The sequence below is a fragment of the Paenibacillus naphthalenovorans genome, assembly GCF_001465255.1.
Lineage (GTDB): Bacteria > Bacillota > Bacilli > Paenibacillales > NBRC-103111 > Paenibacillus_G > Paenibacillus_G naphthalenovorans.
Map to the genome: position 1 here is coordinate 542,381 of NZ_CP013652.1, position 19,695 is coordinate 562,075.

The 19,695-nt window shown below is 52.1% G+C and carries 24 protein-coding genes; 16 read left to right on the top strand and 8 right to left on the bottom strand.

Annotation, left to right across the window (positions count from 1 at the left end; genetic code table 11):
- Positions 1–15 precede the first annotated feature (15 nt).
- The 8 genes from IJ22_RS02585 (at position 16) to IJ22_RS02620 (ending at position 8,530) form a co-directional block, all read left to right on the top strand.
- On the top strand, positions 16–1,821 hold the full coding sequence (locus IJ22_RS02585; RefSeq protein WP_062407037.1) for an L-fucose isomerase: 1,806 nt from the start codon (positions 16–18) through the stop codon (positions 1,819–1,821).
- Positions 1,818–3,491: a ribulokinase gene (locus tag IJ22_RS02590; RefSeq protein ID WP_062407039.1), complete on the top strand. Its 1,674-nt coding sequence runs from the start codon at positions 1,818–1,820 to the stop codon at positions 3,489–3,491. Before IJ22_RS02585 ends, IJ22_RS02590 begins: the two co-directional genes overlap by 4 nt.
- A 172-nt stretch (positions 3,492–3,663) precedes the next feature.
- Positions 3,664–3,996 carry a metal-sensitive transcriptional regulator gene (locus IJ22_RS02595; protein ID WP_054819715.1) on the top strand — a complete coding sequence of 111 codons (333 nt, stop codon included), beginning with the start codon at positions 3,664–3,666 and terminating at the stop codon, positions 3,994–3,996.
- Positions 3,997–4,011: 15 nt separating this feature from the next.
- On the top strand, positions 4,012–4,212 hold the full coding sequence (locus IJ22_RS02600; protein ID WP_062407041.1) for a copper ion binding protein: 201 nt from the start codon (positions 4,012–4,014) through the stop codon (positions 4,210–4,212).
- 326 nt (positions 4,213–4,538) lie between these two features.
- Positions 4,539–5,765, top strand: coding sequence for a GTP-binding protein (locus tag IJ22_RS02605; RefSeq protein ID WP_062407042.1), 1,227 nt, complete (start codon positions 4,539–4,541; stop codon positions 5,763–5,765).
- A 33-nt stretch (positions 5,766–5,798) separates the two neighbouring features.
- The gene (rpmG, locus tag IJ22_RS02610) at positions 5,799–5,948 is read left to right on the top strand and encodes a 50S ribosomal protein L33 (protein ID WP_062407044.1); all 150 of its coding nucleotides are present in this window, start codon (positions 5,799–5,801) and stop codon (positions 5,946–5,948) included.
- 148 nt (positions 5,949–6,096) lie between these two features.
- Positions 6,097–7,872, top strand: coding sequence for a copper amine oxidase N-terminal domain-containing protein (locus IJ22_RS02615; protein WP_062407046.1), 1,776 nt, complete (start codon positions 6,097–6,099; stop codon positions 7,870–7,872).
- A 172-nt stretch (positions 7,873–8,044) separates the two neighbouring features.
- On the top strand, positions 8,045–8,530 hold the full coding sequence (locus IJ22_RS02620; RefSeq protein ID WP_062407048.1) for a hypothetical protein: 486 nt from the start codon (positions 8,045–8,047) through the stop codon (positions 8,528–8,530).
- A gap of 52 nt (positions 8,531–8,582) precedes the next feature.
- Here IJ22_RS02620 and IJ22_RS02625 read toward each other — a convergent pair whose 3' ends face one another.
- Positions 8,583–9,533 (bottom strand): SPL family radical SAM protein, encoded by a 951-nt coding sequence (locus IJ22_RS02625; RefSeq protein WP_235594235.1) that lies wholly within the window; start codon positions 9,531–9,533, stop codon positions 8,583–8,585.
- Positions 9,534–9,644: 111 nt separating this feature from the next.
- Between IJ22_RS02625 and IJ22_RS02630 the strand changes: the two genes are divergently transcribed.
- The 3 genes from IJ22_RS02630 (at position 9,645) to IJ22_RS27105 (ending at position 11,710) form a co-directional block, all read left to right on the top strand.
- Positions 9,645–9,923, top strand: a complete 279-nt coding sequence (locus IJ22_RS02630; protein ID WP_062407049.1) for an alpha/beta-type small acid-soluble spore protein — start codon at positions 9,645–9,647, stop codon at positions 9,921–9,923.
- Positions 9,924–10,109: 186 nt separating this feature from the next.
- On the top strand, positions 10,110–11,393 hold the full coding sequence (locus tag IJ22_RS02635) for a sensor domain-containing diguanylate cyclase (protein ID WP_062407050.1): 1,284 nt from the start codon (positions 10,110–10,112) through the stop codon (positions 11,391–11,393).
- Positions 11,394–11,452: 59 nt separating this feature from the next.
- Positions 11,453–11,710 carry a transposase gene (locus IJ22_RS27105; protein WP_082660634.1) on the top strand — a complete coding sequence of 86 codons (258 nt, stop codon included), beginning with the start codon at positions 11,453–11,455 and terminating at the stop codon, positions 11,708–11,710.
- 194 nt (positions 11,711–11,904) lie between these two features.
- Here IJ22_RS27105 and IJ22_RS26645 read toward each other — a convergent pair whose 3' ends face one another.
- Positions 11,905–12,033 (bottom strand): DUF6254 family protein, encoded by a 129-nt coding sequence (locus IJ22_RS26645; protein ID WP_235594236.1) that lies wholly within the window; start codon positions 12,031–12,033, stop codon positions 11,905–11,907.
- 186 nt (positions 12,034–12,219) lie between these two features.
- Between IJ22_RS26645 and IJ22_RS02640 the strand changes: the two genes are divergently transcribed.
- Complete coding sequence (locus IJ22_RS02640; RefSeq protein ID WP_062407053.1) at positions 12,220–13,428, top strand: MFS transporter; 1,209 nt, start codon at positions 12,220–12,222, stop codon at positions 13,426–13,428.
- Positions 13,429–13,534: 106 nt separating this feature from the next.
- Here IJ22_RS02640 and IJ22_RS02645 read toward each other — a convergent pair whose 3' ends face one another.
- On the bottom strand, positions 13,535–13,720 hold the full coding sequence (locus IJ22_RS02645; protein WP_062407055.1) for a hypothetical protein: 186 nt from the start codon (positions 13,718–13,720) through the stop codon (positions 13,535–13,537).
- Positions 13,721–13,893: 173 nt separating this feature from the next.
- Here IJ22_RS02645 and IJ22_RS02650 point away from each other — a divergent pair, with 173 nt between their 5' ends.
- Positions 13,894–14,412, top strand: a complete 519-nt coding sequence (locus tag IJ22_RS02650; RefSeq protein WP_054819055.1) for a DUF2062 domain-containing protein — start codon at positions 13,894–13,896, stop codon at positions 14,410–14,412.
- A gap of 30 nt (positions 14,413–14,442) precedes the next feature.
- Here the strand turns inward: IJ22_RS02650 and IJ22_RS02655 are convergent, their stop codons facing one another.
- Positions 14,443–14,874, bottom strand: coding sequence for a MarR family winged helix-turn-helix transcriptional regulator (locus IJ22_RS02655; RefSeq protein WP_062407057.1), 432 nt, complete (start codon positions 14,872–14,874; stop codon positions 14,443–14,445).
- 111 nt (positions 14,875–14,985) lie between these two features.
- Between IJ22_RS02655 and IJ22_RS02660 the strand changes: the two genes are divergently transcribed.
- Together IJ22_RS02660 and IJ22_RS02670 are read left to right on the top strand one after the other, a co-directional pair.
- The gene (locus tag IJ22_RS02660; RefSeq protein ID WP_054819056.1) at positions 14,986–15,213 is read left to right on the top strand and encodes a DUF2642 domain-containing protein; all 228 of its coding nucleotides are present in this window, start codon (positions 14,986–14,988) and stop codon (positions 15,211–15,213) included.
- A 198-nt stretch (positions 15,214–15,411) separates the two neighbouring features.
- Positions 15,412–15,729 carry a hypothetical protein gene (locus tag IJ22_RS02670; RefSeq protein WP_062407059.1) on the top strand — a complete coding sequence of 106 codons (318 nt, stop codon included), beginning with the start codon at positions 15,412–15,414 and terminating at the stop codon, positions 15,727–15,729.
- Positions 15,730–15,936: 207 nt separating this feature from the next.
- On the opposite strand, the gene IJ22_RS02675 is transcribed toward IJ22_RS02670, so the two are convergent.
- Positions 15,937–16,563: an FMN-dependent NADH-azoreductase gene (locus tag IJ22_RS02675; RefSeq protein ID WP_062407061.1), complete on the bottom strand. Its 627-nt coding sequence runs from the start codon at positions 16,561–16,563 to the stop codon at positions 15,937–15,939.
- 129 nt (positions 16,564–16,692) lie between these two features.
- On the bottom strand, positions 16,693–16,950 hold the full coding sequence (locus IJ22_RS02680) for a hypothetical protein (protein ID WP_054819058.1): 258 nt from the start codon (positions 16,948–16,950) through the stop codon (positions 16,693–16,695).
- Between the two features lie 272 nt (positions 16,951–17,222).
- On the opposite strand from IJ22_RS02680, the gene IJ22_RS02685 reads away from it, so the two are divergent.
- Positions 17,223–17,888, top strand: coding sequence for a tetratricopeptide repeat protein (locus tag IJ22_RS02685; RefSeq protein WP_062407063.1), 666 nt, complete (start codon positions 17,223–17,225; stop codon positions 17,886–17,888).
- Here IJ22_RS02685 and thiO read toward each other — a convergent pair.
- Together thiO and IJ22_RS02695 are read right to left on the bottom strand one after the other, a co-directional pair.
- Positions 17,883–19,040, bottom strand: a complete 1,158-nt coding sequence (gene thiO, locus IJ22_RS02690) for a glycine oxidase ThiO (RefSeq protein ID WP_054819060.1) — start codon at positions 19,038–19,040, stop codon at positions 17,883–17,885. The two genes, IJ22_RS02685 and thiO, sit on opposite strands and share 6 nt — an antisense overlap.
- Positions 19,037–19,681 (bottom strand): thiamine phosphate synthase, encoded by a 645-nt coding sequence (locus tag IJ22_RS02695; RefSeq protein WP_062410830.1) that lies wholly within the window; start codon positions 19,679–19,681, stop codon positions 19,037–19,039. Before IJ22_RS02695 ends, thiO begins: the two co-directional genes overlap by 4 nt.
- Positions 19,682–19,695 lie beyond the last annotated feature (14 nt).

Genomic DNA, 19,695 nt, shown 5'->3' on the forward strand with positions numbered 1-19,695 from the left:
GAGGCCCAAGTCATCATGAGTACACCCATCGTAAACCGACTGAATGTCCCAATGCCCAAAATCGGAATCCGTCCGACCGTAGACGGTCGTCGGGGCGGAATTCGCGAGTCGCTGGAAGACATCACCATGAACATGGCTCATGCCGTAGCCAAGCTGCTGTCCGAGAACATACGCCATTCGAACGGCCTGCCGGTGGAATGCGTGATTGCCGATTCCTGCATCGGAGGTGTGGCGGAAGCGGCGCAAACCGCAGAGAAGTTCGCCCGCGAAGGGGTCGGCGTATCCATTACGGTGACGCCTTCCTGGTGCTATCCTTTGGAGACGATGGATACCGATCCATTGATCCCGAAAGCGATATGGGGCTTTAACGGAACTGACCGCCCGGGAGCGGTGTACCTGGCTGCCGTGCTGGCGGCACACAACCAGAAAGGCTTACCGGCCTTTGGCATCTACGGTAAAGATGTACAGGATTTTGGCGATGACTCGATTCCGGCCGACGTGCAGGAGAAGCTGATCCGCTTTGCCAAAGCCGGTTTGGCGGTGGCCACGATACGCGGGAAGGCGTATTTGTCTTTGGGTTCGGTATCCATGGGCATCGCCGGTTGTATCGCTGACGAAAGCTTTTTCCATGAATATTTGGGCATGCGCAACGAATATGTGGATATGACCGAGTTTGTACGCCGCATGGAACGCGGAATTTACGATAAGGAGGAATACGAAAAGGCGCTGCGTTGGGTGAAGGAGCACTGCAGGGAAGGCGAGGATGTGAACCCGGATCACCTGAAGCGGACACGCGAGCAGAAGGACCGCGATTGGGAGACCGTTGTGAAAATGACGCTGATTGCACGCGACCTGATGGTCGGCAATCCGAAGCTCGCGGAAATGGGTTACGGAGAAGAAGCGCTCGGACACCATGCTATTGCCGCAGGATTTCAAGGCCAGCGTCAGTGGACGGATCATTACCCAAACGGGGATTTTATGGAAGCGATTCTGACTTCATCCTTTGACTGGAACGGGATTCGGGAGCCGTATATCATGTCTACCGAGAACGATGCATTGAATGCGGTGACGATGCTGCTGGGGCATTTGCTTACGGATGCGGCTCAGATTTTTGCGGATGTCCGTACGTATTGGAGTCCTGAAGCGGTGAAGCGTGTGACGGGCAAAGAGCTGGAGGGCATGGCCGCGGGAGGTATCATCCACTTGATTAACTCAGGTCCGGCGGCACTGGACGGCACGGGACAGCAAACAAAGGACGGAGCGCCTGCGATGAAGCCGTTCTGGGAAATTACCGGGGAAGAAGTAGAGAAGTGTCTTCAGGTGACAAAGTGGTGTCCGGCCGTCGATTTCTTCCGTGGCGGCGGCTTTTCGACGGATTTCCAAACGAAGGGTGGAATGCCGGTAACGATGGCCCGGATCAATCTCGTCAAAGGGCTGGGACCTGTTCTTCAGCTGGCGGAAGGCTACACCGTTGACATTCCGCAGGATGTTCACGATATCCTGGATCAGCGTACGAATCAGACTTGGCCGACCACCTGGTTTGTGCCTAATCTGACGGGCGAAGGCGTTTTTAAGGATGTATATTCGGTCATGAATAACTGGGGCTCCAACCACTGTGCGCTGAGCTACGGTCATATCGGGGCGGACCTGATAACGCTCGCGTCGATGCTGCGCATTCCGGTCAGCATGCACAATGTGCCTGCGGAGAAATGCTTCCGCCCAAGCGCGTGGAGCGCCTTCGGCACGGCGGATGCGGAAGGAGCCGATTTTCGGGCGTGCGCGGCTTATGGGCCGCTGTATGCGGGAGGTCGGGGACGTTGAGCGGGAAGTACGTTTTAGGCGTCGACTATGGAACGGAATCCGGCCGCGTGCTGCTGGTTAACACAGCTACCGGCGAGGAACTGGGCACTCATGTGACCGTGTATCCCCATGGTGTCATGGACCGCAGGCTACCCGGGGGACAGCCCTTGGAGCCGGATTGGGCGCTGCAGCATCCGGATGATTATCTGGAGGTGCTTTCGCTTTCCATTCCGGAAGTGCTGCGAGCCTCCGGGGTTGATCCGCAGGATGTGATCGGTATCGGTATTGATTTTACCTCTTGCACCATGCTTCCCGTCGACAGCTGCGGCATTCCGCTGTGCCGCAAGGAGGAGTACCGGTCTGAGCCGCACAGCTGGGTGAAGCTGTGGAAGCATCATGCCGCGCAGCCGGAGGCGGATCGGATCAATGAGCTGGCGAAACAAACCGATCAGCCTTTTCTTGCCCGGTACGGCGGAACGATTTCTTCGGAATGGATGCTGCCCAAGGTGATGCAGATATTGAATGAAGCTCCCGAACTGTATGATGCGGCGGATTTGTTCGTGGAAGCGGCGGATTGGCTTGTGTGGCAGTTAACCGGGAAACTGACCCGCAGCAGCTGCAATGCAGGCTATAAGGGAATATGGCATAAGCAGGACGGTTACCCTGCACGGGAATTTCTGAAGGCGCTGGATCCCCGGCTTGAGCATCTGTATGAGACCAAGCTGCGGGGAGAGGTCAAGCCGATCGGTTCCCGGGCGGGAATCCTGAGCGCAGAGGCTGCAAGCCGTTTCGGGCTGAGTCCGGGAACGGCAGTAGCCGTAGCGGTCATCGACGCTCATGCGGCTGTACCGAGCGTCGGCGTGGTCAGCGGCGGCAGCATGGTGCTGGCCATGGGCACCTCGCTGTGCCACATGCTGCTTAGCGAGAAGGAAGTGTACGCGGAGGGCATATGTGGCGTCGTCGAGGACGGGATTGTGCCTGGGTTTTTCGGCTACGAAGCCGGACAGCCGGCGGTCGGAGACTTGTTCGCATGGTATGTGAATCAGGCGGTTCCGGCGCATGTGAAGCTTGAAGCGGAGGCCGAGGGGCTGCACGTTTATGCCCTGCTCGAGCGTAAAGCCTCCCGGCTGGCGCCCGGCGAAAGCGGTGTGTTGGCCCTGGATTGGTGGAACGGCAGCCGTTCGCCGATCATGAATGCGGATCTTTCCGGCTGCTTGATCGGATGCACCCTATCGACGAGGCCGGAAGATATTTATCGTGCCCTGTTGGAAGCGGCGGCATTCGGAACCCGGCGCATTATCGATACGTTCGAGGAAGGCGGAGTCGAGGTGCGCGACCTCTATGCTTGCGGCGGTCTGCCGGAGCGCAACCGGCTGTTGATGCAAATATTCGCCGATGTCACCGGGCGTACCATCAAAGTTGCGGCCTCTTCGCAAACGACTGCGCTTGGCGCGGCCATCTATGGAGCTGCTGCCGCCGGGGCGGCGGCCGGCGGGTACGACAGCGTACGGGAAGCCGCCGCAGCCATGGGAAGGGTCAGAGAGGAGGCCTATGAACCGAATTTGGAGCACACGGAAACGTATGAGCTGTTGTATCGCGAATACGTCCGGCTGCAGGACTACTTCGGCCGCGGCGGAAATCGTGTGATGAAGACGTTGAAGACGCTGAAGGAAGCGGGACGGTCCCGGTAAATCGGTTCTGCGCCTTCCCGGGTGCGTAAATGAAATAACGTTTGAATTCTCGGCAGCAGGCGGGATTCAAACGTTATTTCTTTGTCTGGGCTGATCGAGGTGAGCTGAAGAGGGCGTCGGCTTGACATACCCCATAGGGGTATTATATTCTATTGGTGTGAGGAGGTACGCCATGGATCATTTAAATGGAGCCACTGAAGACATCTCGTGCTGTTCCAATACAGAGGAGCGCAGGAGTCATCACTCGGACAAGACGAAAAGCAATTTGATCAGCCGCTTAAATCGGATCGAAGGGCAAATCCGGGGTGTCAAAGGTATGATTGAGAGAGACACGTATTGCGACGATGTACTGAATCAGATTGCAGCGATTCAATCGGCCTTGAACGGTGTCGGCAAGCTACTCCTTGAGAATCACATGAAAAGCTGCGTTATCGAGCGTATCCAATCCGGCGATCATGAAGTCATTGACGAAATTTTGGTCACCATGAATAAACTGATGAAATAAGAAGGAGTGGTAAGGATGAAACAGGCAACGCTGCAGGTGGAAGGAATGTCCTGCAATCATTGTGTAAACTCTATTGAAAAAGCCATAAAAGAGCTGGGTGCCGAGGGGAAAGTAAATTTGAGCGGCAAGACGGTTACCGTGGATTACGATGAGAGCAAGTTAACTATTGAGACCATTAAGGAAGCCATTGAAGATCAAGGCTACGATGTAGTTTAATCCGCGACCGTATCGATTTTAGATTAAGACGGCTCAATCAAGAAGGGGCAAGAACAGCAGCCGGCAAAAAGTATACCATTTTTCAACGACCATACATCCACATGGAGCCGATCGGGACGATCGGCTCCTTTTGGTTTAACCGGGAGTTCCGATCCCACAAAACCATCCGGGAGGCGAAGTGCGTCCATTCGAAGAACCTGTGTGCTTCATGCGGTAGACAGATAACGCATCATAATTCATAATCGTAAAAAATACTATTTACACATAGACGTTGTTAATATACAATGTATTTAATTGTAATAATTACGTATAAAAGGAGCCTGAGTATGCTTGAAAGAAAAAACAAAATTCCCGTTACGGTATTGAGCGGCTATCTGGGCGCAGGTAAGACTACGATATTGAATCACGTATTGAATAACCGCCAAGGGCTGAAGGTCGCGGTCATCGTGAACGACCTGAGCGAAGTGAATGTCGATGCGGAGCTGATTAAGGACGGGGGCGGTCTTTCACGTACGGAAGAGAAGCTCGTGGAAATGTCGAACGGCTGTATATGCTGTACGCTGCGTGAGGATTTGCTTAAGGAAGTGGAGCGCTTGGCGCGGGACGGTCGTTTCGATTACATTCTCATCGAATCGACAGGCGTCGGCGAACCGGTACCTGTGGCGCAAACCTTCACCTACATCGATGAGGAGCACGGCATTGACTTGTCGAAAATTTGCCGGCTCGATACGATGGTCACGGTGGTTGATGCTTACCGGTTCTGGCACGATTTCTCTTCCGGCGAAACGCTGCTCGACCGCCGGCAGGCGGTAGGTGAAGACGATACGCGTGACGTGGTCGATTTATTGATCAGTCAAATCGAATTTTGCGATGTGCTGATCTTGAACAAATGCGGCATGGTGGAGCCCGAGGAGCTGAATGAGCTTGAACAGGTACTGCGCAAGCTGCAGCCGCGCGCCAAGCTGATCCGGACGGATTACGGCCAAGTGGACCCGCATGACATTTTGAACACCGGCTTGTTTGATTTTGATGCGGCCAGCACCTCAGCCGGATGGATTCAGGAGCTGGAAAAGGAGGAGCATACACCGGAAACGGATGAGTACGGCATATCGTCGTTCGTCTATGAGCGCCGCAGGCCTTTTCATCCGCAGAGACTGACCGAGTGGATGGCCGATTGGCCCGGGGAAATCGTTCGCGCAAAGGGGACGATCTGGCTGGCAAGCCGTAATGAGCTCGCACAAAGCCTGAGTCAGGCAGGCCCGTCCATCCAATTCGGGCCGGCAGGATACTGGGTCGCTTCCCTGCCCGAAACGGAGCGTCAAGCGGTGCTTGCCGAGGAGCCTGAGCTTTTGGAGCATTGGGATGCCGAGTATGGTGACCGGATAAACCGGGTGGTCTTTATCGGTATCGGCATGGATCAAGAGCGCTTTGCTTCCGAGCTGGATGCCTGCCTGCTGACGCCGGAAGAGATGAAATCCGATTGGAAAAAGCTGAAGGATGAGCTGCCGAACGCTTCCTCCGAGCAGTTGGAAGCGGCATTTGCCCAGCAGTGATATCTGAAAATCAAACAAAAAGGAGCTGTTCATATGCGAGTTATCGTAACCTTGGCGTGTACCGAATGCGGGGACCGCAATTATACGACCACCAAAAATAAGAAAACCCACCCTGGCCGGCTGGAGCTGAAAAAATATTGCCCGCGTCTGAACAAAGTGACGCTTCATCGGGAAACGAGATAACAAACACCAGAAAGGGGCGCTGCCAATTAGAACAATCGTTGGCTGTGCTCCTTTTTTTTGTATTTTTGGGTAAATATACCGCAACCTGCATCTCCCTGGATACGTCTAATGAACAAGAAAGGCAATCCGGGATGATAGGGGACTGGGTATGAAGAGTAAACAAATGCTTGCTTGGATAACCGTGCTGGGCTTACTGATTCCCGCATCAGCACAAGCGGACGCTCCGGCGTCTTCAGCAGCCGTTCATTTGAATGGGAAAAACTTGAAGCTGCAGCATGCGCCGATCGAAGAAAAGGCCGGCTTTCTCATTCCTCTGCGTGAAGTGCTGGAGGCGTCCGGATGGAAGATCACCTGGTACGATGAGGATCAGACCATTACGGCAGAGAAGCAAACCGGAAACCAAAATCATTCGTTGAAGGTCAGTATCGGTTATAGCCGCGGGGCCTTTAATGGAAATATGCTCGATCTGCCCGTCCCTCCGAGGTTGGTGGACGGAACCGCTTACCTTCCGGCAACCGCCCTGCAGCATTTGGATATGAAGCTGGATTGGGATGAAGCCAAGCGCGTCCTGATCATTGAAGAGGCTCCGGAAGCGCGAACATTCGTATATTTGAACGGAAGCCGGTATGAGGGTGAATTGTTCGGAGGTGTGCCAAACGGTCGGGGAAAGCTGTACAGCGCGGAAGGTCGTTTGATTTATGAAGGGGAAATGGCAAACGGGCTCGCTCACGGCTCAGGAAAGCTGTACAACAAAGACGGAACACTACAATACAGCGGCAGCTTTAAACATGACCAGTTTCATGGATGGGGTAAGGCGTACAGAGCTGACGGTACGCTGGAGTACGCGGGAATGTTTTCTTACGGAGAACGAACACCGGGGGGCTTTTCCTATCTAAGCAACGGAATAAAATGGGTTCCGGACCGGGAGGCGCCAGCCTTATCACAGCGGAAAACCGTTATTTATCCGAACGGAGTCATGTTTACCGGCACCTTCTCGGGAGGCCGGGCAGAGGGGGAAGGCAAGCTGGCGTCCCTGTTCGGGGAGGTCATTGCAGAAGGAATATGGAAGGAAGGGCGATTGGAGACGGAAAGCGGTTCGTCGACGAGATTGGCATCCGTATCGGACAGCGTTTATTACAGCCTGACCACGCATTCTACCAAACTGCGGCGTTATGTAAGCGAAGCCCATGGGTTTGACGTGCAGCTTCCGGACGTTTGGCTCGGCAAGCCGCTTGAGATAAAGGAAGGTCCGGATGAAGTCTCGTTTTTTTATATTTCGCCATCCCAGCCTGATCGGAAGGCACTTCTGTTTACCATCAAGCAGTATACGGAGAAGGAATGGCCGGGGACAGGGACGGCTGTCCGTTTGCGGGAGCATAACGGTTGGGTTTACGGGTATGCGATAGAGAGTGGAGGGGCGGATTTGCCTGCAGAGGAAGCAGCCGATGCTACAGCGATGCGAGAAAGCTCCGGACAATTACTCGAAGGCTTCCGGCTGATCCGTCCGGATGTTAGCGTAAGCGCAGAGGATCTTAAACGGCCGGATAAAGAGCTGTGGGAGAAGTTTGCGCATATCGAAAAGTGGACTCTGCAAACGGCCGGGATTTATCCTGAAGGTGTATGGTTGAACGAATGCGATAAGCAGCTGGTCACAAGCAGGCTTCAGGAAGTGTATGATCCCGCAATGGCTGAACGGATGTTTGCCAACCAGAACAGACCGGTAGACGGAGGCTATGAACCCATTCCGATCGGCTATGTATCCATCGCCATGATCGAAGATGACTTGAGAGTGAAGCGGGAACAGGATTCAGCCGAAAATCGGCTTCGCATGACGATAGCCGGCGATGATGTCGAGGTCATGTACACACTGGATTCAGCCACCCGCAAAATTGTGGATTATCAAGTAATCAGGTCCAACTATTAAGCGAGTGGGAAAAACCTTTTGGATCATCGCCCAGGCCTGTCCCGGTTCTCCGATATAGTGGTTGAGCGTGCTTGGGCGGGCTGTCAAATCCTCGCAAAGCTGAACTTGTATAGCATCTGCCGTACGGATGAATACTTACCTTAAGATGTCTGTATATTCTGAGGGAGGTATTATGAAAAAGCTTTATCTTTTGGCATCGATCTTACTGCTGTTCTTTGCAATCCATCCTGTTCAAGCCAAGAGCGTTGTACCCTATGAAGAACAATGGCAGAGTACGGATGATACCGGCAGGTATGAGGCCAACAGGTATAGATCGGGCAGAGGCTCTTATACGGGCGGAAGAACCGGGGGAATTGCGCCCGGCACGGGAACCGCTCCAAGGACGCCCGGCGATTATGCAAGAAACAACCCCAGAACCGCCGTTCCCCCCGGAGGAGGCGCAGCGGCCCCCAGACCAGGAACCGGCTTGGGCGGATGGTTCGGCGGATTGGCTGCCGGCGCTATCCTGGGCAGTATTCTGAATCCGTTCGGCTTCTTTGGCTGGGGGTACGGGTTCGGTACGCCGTACGGCATATTCTCGATTCTCGGGCTGCTAATTTGGGGAGCGATTTTGGTTTTTGCGTACCGCTGGTTTAAGCGGGCGATGAGAAACAGTTAGCCCATCCATGGCGTCACGCAATCAAGGCGAAGCAGCGTTCCGGTTAACTCATCTAGTCGAATGTAAAAGATAATTGGACAGGCTCGGACGATGTTGGATCAAGGTCCGCCGGTCCGCCGTTTTCTTGAAGGAACGGCCGGTAAGCGGGCACGCGATATTTTTGCAGCAGCGCATGAAGCCGGTCCATGATTTCAGTTCTGTACTGCTTTGGAGCGTATGGAGAGCGGCTGTACAGCTTCGCAAAGGGTTCCAGCATTTGGGGATAATGCTCGCGCAGCGTACCGAAAAACCATGACTTCACGGCATTCGTGTTCAGCCGGAGCACCGATCCCATAATAAAATGAGCACCCGCTTCGGACGAATGCTTAACGACTTGTTCCATTGAACCCGGGCCATCCGTCAAGAAGGGAAGGATTGGCGCCATAAAAATGCCGGCTTCCACACCTTCCCCGGTTAAGCGCTCTAAAGCTTCCAGCCTTCGCTGCGGCGAGGGAGTCATGGGTTCAAAATGACGCCACACTTCCTTATCCAATGTGTTCAGACTGATGTTGACGGAGCTGCCGGTAAGCTTCTTGAGGATATCCAGATCGCGCAAAATCAACGGGGAACGGGTCGTAATGCTGACTGGAATCCGGTAAGCCGCAAGCACTTCCAGACATTGGCGGGTGAGCAGCATACGGCTTTCGAGCGGTTGGTAAGGATCCGTTGCCGTGCCGATGGCCACTTTGCCCAGCTTTCCCCGTCCGTTTTTTGAGCGGAGTATGCGTACAACCTGAGCTTCGAGAGCCTCGCGGGCATTGTTTTTATATAAAATATGATGCTGAAACGTATCATCCGCATCCATGCCCAGAAACGAATGAGTGGAGCGGGCATAACAGAAGCTGCAGCCGTGCTGGCAGCCGCGGTAAGGATTAATAGACCAGTCAAACGGCATGGATGGGGCTTTAACCGGATTCAGCACCTGCTTGGCATGAAGCGGTTCAAAGGTTGTTGGCAAAGCCACTTTAACATCCATCCTTTCACCTGAAATAGGAATATATGTTCTGTAAACGAATTATAAAACGGAACATTTGTTCTGTCAAACTTACTGACGAAAGAAAGGAGCCATAACAAGATGGCGAGAAGAAGAGGGAGAAGGCCTCTTGTACCGGGGGCTGGACATGGATTGGATATGCTTAAGGCGGAAGTGATGCAGCGTGCAGGATATTCGGTGAGCCGGGACCGACCCGATCTGGTGAAATACGAGGTGGCCCGTTCGTTATGCGTTCCCTTGCAGACCGCGAATAACGGAAACCTATCCACCGAGGAGGCAGGCAAAATCGGAGGCCAGATCGGCGGACGTATGGTACGGGAAATGATCCGCATGGCCCAGGAGCAGTTGACGAAACAGTAACCGGGCCTTCAGAGCGTCTTCTGACGAGCAGAACGTCAGAAGGCGCAAGCAATGAAATGATGGGCCTTCCGGTTGACGGCCTATCTTTATTTTTTCTTTTTTTTACAATATTTGTTGAAAAAGAAATAATGAAATCTTATGATAGGACTATATATACTACAGTCTTGGACAAGGGAGGAGTTTTCCATGTACAAAGTATGGCGCAGACTCCTTCCGAAGCATCATTTTGGTTCCGATATAATTGAAAGTCTGACTCGCATGATTTTTATTCTGGGACTATTTTTTCTGTTTATGATCATATGGATCAATGGTTGCCTGAACCGATTGAATGAAGAAATCATGCAGTTGGAGAAAATTTCGAGACATGTGCTTATTTTGCAAAAAGCGTTTATCGATCAGGTAACCGCCCGGCAAAGTTATCATTTGACCGGAGACGCAGCGTTTTTGCAGTCTTTTGAGAGTTCATCATCGGACTACATACAATCGGTGAGGGAATTGCAAAACGCTGTCACCGCTTATCCTGAATTTCTCGAACCTATCCGGAAATTAGTAGAAGCGGGCATGCATTGGCAGGACAAATACGGATCACTGGAAGCCTTGAAAAATGGCAAAACATTGACGACCGGGGAGCTGCTCGAAGGAAAAACGATCGCCGATGATTTTCGCAACCGGTCCATGGAAATTTCCCGTATGCTTCACGCCAAGCAATCGGAAGTATCCAAAGCTTACACATCCGGGATTACAAAAATGTTGTATACGTCCATTGCCGTCTGTGCGCTGGTGATAGGCCTGGTCGTAACCGATGTGGTTCAGAAGCTGCGGCGGATTATCCGGCCGATCAAAGAGTTAAGCTCCGCTGTCGAAGGATATGCCCGGCAAAAGTTTGATGTGCCTGTGCCGTCCCTGAAAAAAAATGATGAGCTTGGCAAGCTTTTCGATCATATCGAACATATGCGGCTGATGCTGAGGGAGCATTTTGAACAGAGCCGGCGGCAGGTGTATCTGGACGGTTTAACCGGCATCGGGAACCGGCGTTACTTTGATGAATCTCTTGATTTGGCATTCGAACGGGCAACATCGGAGGGAGAGGCGTTCAGCCTGATCCTGATGGATATCGACCGGTTCAAATGGTTTAATGATACCTATGGTCATGCGGAAGGCGACAGGCTGTTGAGGCACGTTACCGGTATCGTGCAAAGAATGTTGCCGGATCATATGGTGTTCGCCAGATACGGAGGGGAAGAATTTGCGGTTATTGTCCCGGGGCTCGACATGAATGAAACGATGATCGTGGCAGAGATGCTGCGAAGCGAAGTGGAACGGCAAGCGCTGGATTCCTACCGGATCACGGCGAGCTTTGGCATCTCTTCTTTAAGAAAAGGCGATACGGCGGAAGCGCTGCTGGTGCGTGCGGATCAAGCGTTGTACGCTTCCAAAAAAAACGGACGCAATTGTGTTTCGGCAAGATAAAAAATCTAAGGACCCCACGGGCCTCGCCACGGTGGTATCCTCGGCTGTGTACGCCCAGCATGGGCGTGATCTCTAGGGTGAAAGTCCCGAACGGGGGCTGGCGAGCGTCTACCGTTAGCCAAGGGTCGGTGTTGAGTGCTTTAACCATCCTTGCAGAAATTGGGGATGTGACAAGATTTCTTTCTCCAAAGAAGCCAGCATGCTATGCCGGACTTGTGCCATCCGTTCATCAATCCGGAAAAACGCGTTATACGGGGAACATAACGAAAGAGGGAAGAGCAACACTGCGATGGATTCTGGTAGGGAGAGCGCCTTGACAAAACCGACCTTAGGTTATGATTGGTTATTAAGCAAGCCAGGGAAAATGCAGGCAGGGTCAAAAAACGAAAATGGCCCGGTCCAGTTTGTTATTGCCATTTTTCGATCCACAAGCAATACATATTTTTTGAACAAGGGACTTGCATGTTTTCATAGGTGAGAGGACGGGGGTTAGCCGCCCTCTCTTACTCGGTTACTCTTTCGGATGTTCCGCATCGTATTCAGCCGAGTATTGTGCAAGAGACTTGATTTTACCGTGCGGCCGCTGAGTTTGCTTACGGATTTTCCATTGGTTTTCCTCACGTCGTTTGGAATGGCTCATCCCTTGTCAGCTCCTTTGCTTCACGTTAAATAAAGTGGTCTTGCTTTTTTAGCATGGCGGAGCTCAAGAGGTTTTATGCTTGACTAAATTTTCACGAGCCGGTACGCGCTGCCGCAAAGATGTTTGCTTTAAAACGCAGCTGCAGGTCAGATACAATCAAAAGAAGCTTAAGAACGGGTGGAGTAGATGAGGGCGTTTTTTTGGAACGGTTGTTTGTCGTATCTGTTGATCGGATTGGCCCATGTCATTATGGGATCTCTTCTTCCTGAAATGTTGGTTTACTATAACAAGGATTACAGCGATGGCGGTCTTCTGGTATCGTTTCAGTTCACGGGGTTTCTGATCGGTGTGCTCGCAGGCCCATGGTGCGCCCGACAGCTTGGGAAAAGGGGAGCTATCCTGATGTGTCTGTTCTGCCTGAGTGCAGCGCAGCTGGTCTTTTTTTCGCTGCCGGCCTGGGGGCTTGTGCTCGCCGTCGCACCCGTGGCCGGCTTCGGATTCGGAATGGTGGAGACCATTATCGGTGCTTTAGTGATTCAATATATGGAGGACAGTCAAAAAACGTCATCCATGGCAAGGCTGGAGGTATTTTTCGGCTTAGGCGCTCTATTGATGCCGCTTTTCTCTTCCGCCTTCATCGCCGCCGGCTGGTGGCGGGGCGCTTTCCTGAGCTTGAGCCTCCTTTCCGTGATCGTACTGGTTCTTTGGGCGAAGCTGCCTCTGGGCAGAATGCAGAGTTTGATGGGACGGCAGGACGGGGGGCAGGCCGCAGAAGCCCGTACCCGGCTGAGAATGAGCGGCGGTTCCTGGACGCTGTTGATCCTGTTTTTACTTGTATTTGTGGTTTATGTAGGGACCGAGATGAGCGTGGCCAACTTCTTGCCGTCCATACTTGTTGAGAATGTCGGGGTTAAACCGGAGATCGGAGCACTCGGGGCAACCTGTTTCTGGGGCGCAATAACCGTCGGGAGATTATTTGCCGCTCAACTGGCGGAGAAGGTAGGCAAAACCCGTTATTTACTGCTCGGGTCTTTAGGAGGCGCCGTAATTTTGGCCGGATTTAACATGGCAAGCGGAGCAGCAGCCAGCTTTACGCTGATTCTGCTCCTTGGACTTGTGATGTCAGGCATGTTTGCCGTTGCGCTTGTTTATGCCAACGAGTTCTTCCGTGGAAGGGAGGAACGGATCACCAGCATGCTGATCGCGGCAGGCGGGGTTGGCGGCGCACTCGTTCCACTGCTGACGGGATGGCTTATGGAACGTCTGTCCATACAACAGGCCTTGTGGGCATTGGTTCTGTTCTATGCGCTGATGTTTGTTCTGGTGCTTCAAGCTTCGCGGTCGGTGGAAGGAAAAGACGGCTCATCGGCTTCGGCCCAAGACTCCGGGGGATAAGCAGGGCTGTTCCCCGATCAATCAAGCGAAGCGAACATTGGAGCGTATCTGATCATGCTTATTATGCAGTAAACAAAAAACGGCCAGCAGGGCCGTCTTCCGACATTCATTCATTTTTATTGTCATCTTGATTCAAATGCAAGTCTTCCAGCGTATACCGATGATTCCACAAAAATTCCATATCGTACTCCGTTGAATCGTTCGCAAGAAGTTGAAGTAAAACGACGATAAATCCAATGAGGATCGCTCCGAACAACGCCAACCACATCAGAAGCTGAATCGTATGGTACATACGGACACGCTCCCTTTCGGTTTTGTTGCTATTATCGTATGAACCGTTCCTCCAAGAGTTGATCCCGATGATGCGGAATTTATGATGGCTAATCCTTGTCAGCGGCCGAATGGGCGGCTATAATGGAAATGAACATCATAAAAAGGCTAAAACGAATAGGAGCCCGGTAAACCATGGCTCCTATTCGTTTTATCAGATCTTATGGAGACGGAATGATGAAATGGACAAGAAAATGGAGATTGACCCTGATCCGTCTGCTCCGGGTAAAATCGGCCGACCGTCATGTCGCCTTTGGACTTGTTGTCGGTTTTGTTCCGTGCTGGCTGCCTACTTTCGGCATAGGAGCCTTTCTTTCAGCCGCCCTCGCGCGCTTGTTTAAGGCCAGTGTAACGGCCGCTCTGGCATCCGCCGCCGTCGGTTCCGTTCTTTGGCCGGCCCTGTTCTACCTCAATTATAAAATCGGCGGGCTCGTATCTTTGCTCTTCAGCAGACATACTCCTGCGGAAATCGAAATCGATGAAGTGGAGTATATGGAAGCTGCAGAGAACGTTCAAAGCCGGGCACAGATAGGCATTGATTTTACAGTGGGCGCCTTGATCAACAGCGTCGTATTCTCTGTTATAGGCTACTATGTTATTCTGGCCATTCTCAACAGATACCGTGTACCGCTGCTTAATAAACTGCGTTCTTAAGTAATTCTTAGATGCGGCAGCGGCCAGCGGTTATAATATTTCTTCCCTGCTTAATATCTGTTTGAAAATGCGGGTTAAATGACGGACATCCTCTTCGGGTAAATCCCCGAAATAAGCCTCGACCACTCTCTTCTTATGAGCTCTCAAGGCTTCGATGACTTCCCGGCCTTTATCCGTAATCTCCATCATGACAACCCTGCGGTCTTCCTCCGACCGGGTTCTTTTGGCAAAGCCTCCGGCAATCAGTTTGTCGGATAACGTTGTAACGGCACCGGAAGTAATCCACAGCGCCTCGGCGATTTGGGACACCTTGAGCGGCCCGTCGCTATTCAATTTTTCCAAAATAATCGCTTGGGAAGCCGATACACCCTGTTCTTCAAATCGGGACCAGCTTGTTCTTATCCTGCGAAATAATTGTCTGAATGTTTCTTCCAACTCATATAAGTCTTGACGGCTTGTCATGGAATCCCCCTTCATTCACCGGTCTATATAAACTATTGTACCACGAATAGCCTAAATTCCCGAAGCATATGTGCAAGAGAATGTAAATGATATGAGGAGGATTTATACATAATGAACCAACCGCATGTCGTCCAGCCTCAGCCGGTATTTCAGGTAGACCCGTTCGTCGTCCAAGCGCTTCGAGCTGTCCTTGGCAAAAAGCTGGTGGTTGAGACGATCAAGGGGAGTGTTTCCGGAGACTTGAGGGATGTAAAGCCGGATCATGTCGTGGTGCAGCAAGCTGACGGAAAGCCGGTTTATGTCCGAATTTTCCAAATCGTCTGGAGCATGCCGGTATGAATCTGTCCATTCAAACACAAACCGTTTGCGTGAAACATGCGAACGGTTTTTGTAATGCGATGATGATCATCGACATTGTCCCCAAACTAATGACAGTTTCAAGACAATCGGAGAAGGCTGGTTGTATGGCCAACGTTTTCATGGTAATCTTGTGGTTGAAGCGCTGCATGTTAGGTCAACTTTGGGGAGTGAATCGCCTTGACATATGACTCCATATATTGGCTCATCCTGGGGGCCGGGTGTATTTTGACAGGTCTGGTAGGAATCGGCTCCATGATCAAAACCGGGAAGCTTCTTTGGTCTTTTTTGGCGGGAACTGCGGTTAACATGATCATTACATTTCCTGCCTGCTGGTGGTGGGCGTTGGTGTTTGCAGGACCGGATCACCATTTTTCACGCATGTTCGGCTTGTTCGGATTATTGATTTCGTTTGTAAACAACGAAGTGCTGCTGTTTTTCGCCCAATTCGTCATGAAAAAGAAAACGGGCGGAGAGCCTGCGTCCACCAAAGGATGACTTTCCCGGCTGTTTTGTAACAAAACTGTAATCTGTCTTTTATTTGATATTAATGTTGCCGGTCTATAATAAATATCGACCCCCTTTTTAATATATATCCCTTGACGGCCTGTAATCCAAACGATTACGGGTTATTTTTTGCGCATAGGATAAAAAAGGCTCCGCGGCTCGGCGTACCGGACCGGGAGTCTTTTCGTTTGCGTATCCTTAGAAGGAAGCAGCCAGCTTGGAAGCTTGGTTCAGTCCTTCTTCCACGATGGATTGTGCGCGATCTGGGAATTGATTGTGTCCTTCGATAACCGTTACTTCAATATCTTTGATTCCGAAGAAGCCCATGATGGTTTTGACGTAATTAAGCGACATTTCCAATTGAGCCGCCGGACCTTCAGAGTAAACGCCGCCGCGAGCGTTAAGCAGGACTACCTTTTTGTCGCCGGCAAGTCCTACAGGGCCTTCAGCGGTATATTTGAACGTTTTACCTGCTTGGCAGAGGTAAGTCAGGTATGTGATCAGCTGTGCAGGGACAGTGAAGTTCCACAATGGAAAAGCAATAACCACTTTATCAGCAGCCAGGAATTGGTTCAGATAGCGGTTAACGATGTCGGTCGCTTGCTTTTCTTCGGCAGTCAGCTCTATACCGTTAGCAAGCTTGTACATACCGGTCATGGAAGTGGAGTCGTAATAAGGAAGATTTTCCGCGAACAGGTCCAGCTCCGTAATTTGATCCGCCGGATGGGATTTTTTATAGCTCTCCAAAAAAGTATTGTACAGCTTTACGCTGATCGCCTGATCGGCAGGGCGGTCGTTCGCTTTGATAAATAATACATTAGACATGATGCAGCCTCCTTTAGTATGAAGAAATTAAATGTTCAACAACTTACTTAACGTAAGTATAATAAACCATGTCACTTACTAAAGTCAAGTGAATTATTTATATATAGCTCTTTGCCTCAAACCGGCTCCTTACTCTGCATCTTTGGTCAAAAATGTTCTTTCATTGGCATCCCAGCGAAAATTGGCAATGAAGAATCCGACGATACTAAACACCACGAGACGAATTGTAAACCATGATCCGTTGAAAGACTGTTGGGAGAACCATTCGACAGCCGTAAAGAGAAAGGTCAGCAGCAGTCCCCAGGTCACTACTCCGTAATACATTACATATTTCGCTTTTCCCATTTGCCTTGTTTTCCGCCATTTGCCGGCTTGTGCTTTATTCATATTCCTTCGGTCCTCCTGATCGGCTTGCCTTATAAGCTCATCCATTCGCGACCCATTCACCGAATTCCTGCATGTTCAGAGAACGTTCACAGGTAAGCCGGGTAATTTTAAAATGTTTTGCCGTTTCTTTTATCATTATTCCATATAATGCTTATACTGCAAAATAAAGGGTTTTGGGATGGCGGATCGCGCCAGCGTTCGTGTATTGTTCACTTTACAGCAAAATATGGTACAATCGGCTAAAATGATATGAAGGCAGGAAGTGATGAAGAATGGGCAAATTATTGATTTTTTCCTTGTTGTGGTGGGTTCTGGGCAATCCTTTTGTGGCCATTATTGTGGTTATCATCCTTTTTTATTTGCTGGATCGCCGCTTTATTGGAATGACACCGAGCGTGCTCAAGCCTTTCAAGAGATCGCGGCGCTTGTCGAAGCTTAAAGAGGAGCTTCGCCTGAGTCCGCACCATACATCGACCAAGCTGGATATTGCCAGAATCTATATGGAACAAAAAAAATACGCTGCTGCGCTTGAACTGCTGGATCAGGTAGGCGAGGTCATGGAGGATTCTGCGGATGTGCTGAGCGAGAAGGGAATCTGCAAGCTGAAGCTCGGAGCGGTGGAAGAAGGAGAGCGTTTGATCCTGCAGGCGGTGCAACTGAATCCCAGGGTAAAATACGGCGATCCTTATCTTAAACTGGGCGAAGCCTTCGCGGATACGGATGCAAAGAAAGCGATTGGATATCTGGAACGGTTCCGTGAGGTGAATTCCTCCTCTTGCGAAGCGTACTATTTGCTAGGTCAATTATACCGCAAGTTGGGCAGAGAAGAAGAAGCCCGCCGGTCGTTCCGCGAGGCGGTAGAACTGTACCGGGGGCTTCCGAAATACAAACGGCGCCATGAACGCCGTTGGGCGCTGCTTGCCCGTTTGAAATCATAATGATGCCGTTGCTTTTGCGGAATCTCTCATTGGCGAGAAGGGCTTGAGATCCTCAAGAGGCTTGTCTCCTGCCGCGATCTGAGCAACAATTCTGCCGGTGACCGGAGCAAGCAGAATCCCGTTTCTATAATGACCTGTGGCGAAAATCAATCCGGGAAGCTCACTGGTTTCGCCGAGATACGGCAGCCCGTCACGTGTCCCGGGGCGCAGACCTGCCCAGGAGCTTATAAATTCGGCCTCTTCTATCCGCGGCAGCAGCGCGGCCGCTTTGCCGTGAAGCTCGGCTATGGCCTTTACGGTGACTTGCTTATCGAAACCGGCTTCCGCTTGCGTCGCTCCGATGATATAGCTGCCGTCCAGCTTCGGTACGATATAGCAGCCATGAGTAAATACGGTTGAACGGATGATCGGAGCTCCCGTTTTGACCGATATGCATTGTCCCTTTACGGGGAACATATCAAGCTTGATGCCCAGCGGCCCGGTCAATGCCGGACTCCAGGCTCCGGAAGCAAGCACGACGATGTCGGCATACAGGGGGCCCTCCGAGGTTTGAACGCCGCAGATACGTCCGGTGCCGGGCTCCGTCAGCAGCTTGAATACGGGCGTCCATTCGCGGATGCGGCAGCCTTGCCGTACAATGGCTGCGCCAAGTGATTTGGCGAGCCAGACCGGATGGACCTGGTGATCGGCGTGAAAATGTAATCCTCCCCGCACTTCAGCGGAAAGCTCTGGCTCCATCCGCCGCATGTCCTCCGGCTTCATCCAGTCGGCGTTCTGAATCCACGACAGACGGCTGCGAAGCTCAAGCTCGTCTTCTTCCGTCAGGGCGGCGCGAAGTATTCCCTTACCGATGTATTGTGCCGTTACGCCGCCGATCTGCTCAAGCTCATCGATCCAGGCTTTATATATCTCCTGGCTTTGGCGGCAAAGCTCGTAGAACGGACCGGGCTGATGTATTTCCACCTGGGCCCCGAGCATACCTGCGGCGGCAGTAGACGCTTCCTGATGAATAGCCCCTTTGTCGAGAAGGGTGCAGGCATAACCGGCCTTGGACAGTTCGAAGGCCGCTGCACAGCCGATGACGCCTCCTCCGATAATGATTGCGGTGGGGGCCGATGTCCTGCCGCCGGTTTGTTGTGCTGCCGTGCTCATGTAAATCCTCTCCTTGGTTTGTGCTTGGTCCGATCAAGCGCCTCACGGTAAGCGTATACTTGTCCGACAGGGTCAGAGTGCAGCAGGACGGAAGACAGTACAGCTACGCCTGCGGCACCGGTGGACAGAACGTCGTCCACGGTCTGCGGCTCGATGCCTCCGATGGCGATGACCGGCACGTTTGCGGCAATCACAGTTTGTCTCAGGACGGCAATGCCTTTAGGGGGGATTCCCGGCTTCGAGCCCGTAGGGTAGACATGGCCGAAGATGACGTAATCCGCGCCTTGGAGGGATGCTTCCGCCGCTTCATTGGCAGAATGCACAGAACAGCCGATAGTCATGCCTGTCGGGGCGATAGCCCGTGCCTCTGCAGGCGACAGACTGTTCCCAGTGAGCTGCACCCCGTCCGCCGAGGCTGCAAGCGCAGCGTCCATACGGTCGTTCAGCACTACCTTTGTTTGAGGGAGCAGGGGCTTCAGCATCGCGTGCCATTGCACAAGCTCGTGTGCGCTCCGGTGCTTCTCGCGTATATGCAGCACATCGATGAACGACACAGGGCACCGCTTCAGAATCGCGGCAACCTCTTCGAGCTCTTGCCGTCCCGTGGTGATGATGTGCAGCGCATGCAGTCTACTGATCATCAAAGATCGGACCC

What these genes read in the sequence shown, in the direction of transcription:
- IJ22_RS02675 (WP_062407061.1), bottom strand. Translation starts at nt 16,563, where the DNA reads ATGTCTAATGTATTATTTATCAAAGCGAACGACCGCCCTGCCGATCAG.
- rpmG (WP_062407044.1), top strand. Translation starts at nt 5,799, where the DNA reads ATGCGAGTTATCGTAACCTTGGCGTGTACCGAATGCGGGGACCGCAAT.
- IJ22_RS02595 (WP_054819715.1), top strand. Translation starts at nt 3,664, where the DNA reads ATGGATCATTTAAATGGAGCCACTGAAGACATCTCGTGCTGTTCCAAT.
- IJ22_RS02630 (WP_062407049.1), top strand. Translation starts at nt 9,645, where the DNA reads ATGGCGAGAAGAAGAGGGAGAAGGCCTCTTGTACCGGGGGCTGGACAT.
- IJ22_RS02685 (WP_062407063.1), top strand. Translation starts at nt 17,223, where the DNA reads ATGGGCAAATTATTGATTTTTTCCTTGTTGTGGTGGGTTCTGGGCAAT.
- IJ22_RS02695 (WP_062410830.1), bottom strand. Translation starts at nt 19,681, where the DNA reads ATGATCAGTAGACTGCATGCGCTGCACATCATCACCACGGGACGGCAA.
- IJ22_RS02615 (WP_062407046.1), top strand. Translation starts at nt 6,097, where the DNA reads ATGAAGAGTAAACAAATGCTTGCTTGGATAACCGTGCTGGGCTTACTG.
- IJ22_RS27105 (WP_082660634.1), top strand. Translation starts at nt 11,453, where the DNA reads ATGGGCGTGATCTCTAGGGTGAAAGTCCCGAACGGGGGCTGGCGAGCG.
- IJ22_RS02605 (WP_062407042.1), top strand. Translation starts at nt 4,539, where the DNA reads ATGCTTGAAAGAAAAAACAAAATTCCCGTTACGGTATTGAGCGGCTAT.
- IJ22_RS02600 (WP_062407041.1), top strand. Translation starts at nt 4,012, where the DNA reads ATGAAACAGGCAACGCTGCAGGTGGAAGGAATGTCCTGCAATCATTGT.
- IJ22_RS02645 (WP_062407055.1), bottom strand. Translation starts at nt 13,720, where the DNA reads ATGTACCATACGATTCAGCTTCTGATGTGGTTGGCGTTGTTCGGAGCG.
- IJ22_RS02640 (WP_062407053.1), top strand. Translation starts at nt 12,220, where the DNA reads ATGAGGGCGTTTTTTTGGAACGGTTGTTTGTCGTATCTGTTGATCGGA.
- thiO (WP_054819060.1), bottom strand. Translation starts at nt 19,040, where the DNA reads ATGAGCACGGCAGCACAACAAACCGGCGGCAGGACATCGGCCCCCACC.
- IJ22_RS02585 (WP_062407037.1), top strand. Translation starts at nt 16, where the DNA reads ATGAGTACACCCATCGTAAACCGACTGAATGTCCCAATGCCCAAAATC.
- IJ22_RS02655 (WP_062407057.1), bottom strand. Translation starts at nt 14,874, where the DNA reads ATGACAAGCCGTCAAGACTTATATGAGTTGGAAGAAACATTCAGACAA.
- IJ22_RS26645 (WP_235594236.1), bottom strand. Translation starts at nt 12,033, where the DNA reads ATGAGCCATTCCAAACGACGTGAGGAAAACCAATGGAAAATCCGTAAG.
- IJ22_RS02680 (WP_054819058.1), bottom strand. Translation starts at nt 16,950, where the DNA reads ATGAATAAAGCACAAGCCGGCAAATGGCGGAAAACAAGGCAAATGGGA.
- IJ22_RS02635 (WP_062407050.1), top strand. Translation starts at nt 10,110, where the DNA reads ATGTACAAAGTATGGCGCAGACTCCTTCCGAAGCATCATTTTGGTTCC.
- IJ22_RS02620 (WP_062407048.1), top strand. Translation starts at nt 8,045, where the DNA reads ATGAAAAAGCTTTATCTTTTGGCATCGATCTTACTGCTGTTCTTTGCA.
- IJ22_RS02650 (WP_054819055.1), top strand. Translation starts at nt 13,894, where the DNA reads ATGGCTCCTATTCGTTTTATCAGATCTTATGGAGACGGAATGATGAAA.
- IJ22_RS02660 (WP_054819056.1), top strand. Translation starts at nt 14,986, where the DNA reads ATGAACCAACCGCATGTCGTCCAGCCTCAGCCGGTATTTCAGGTAGAC.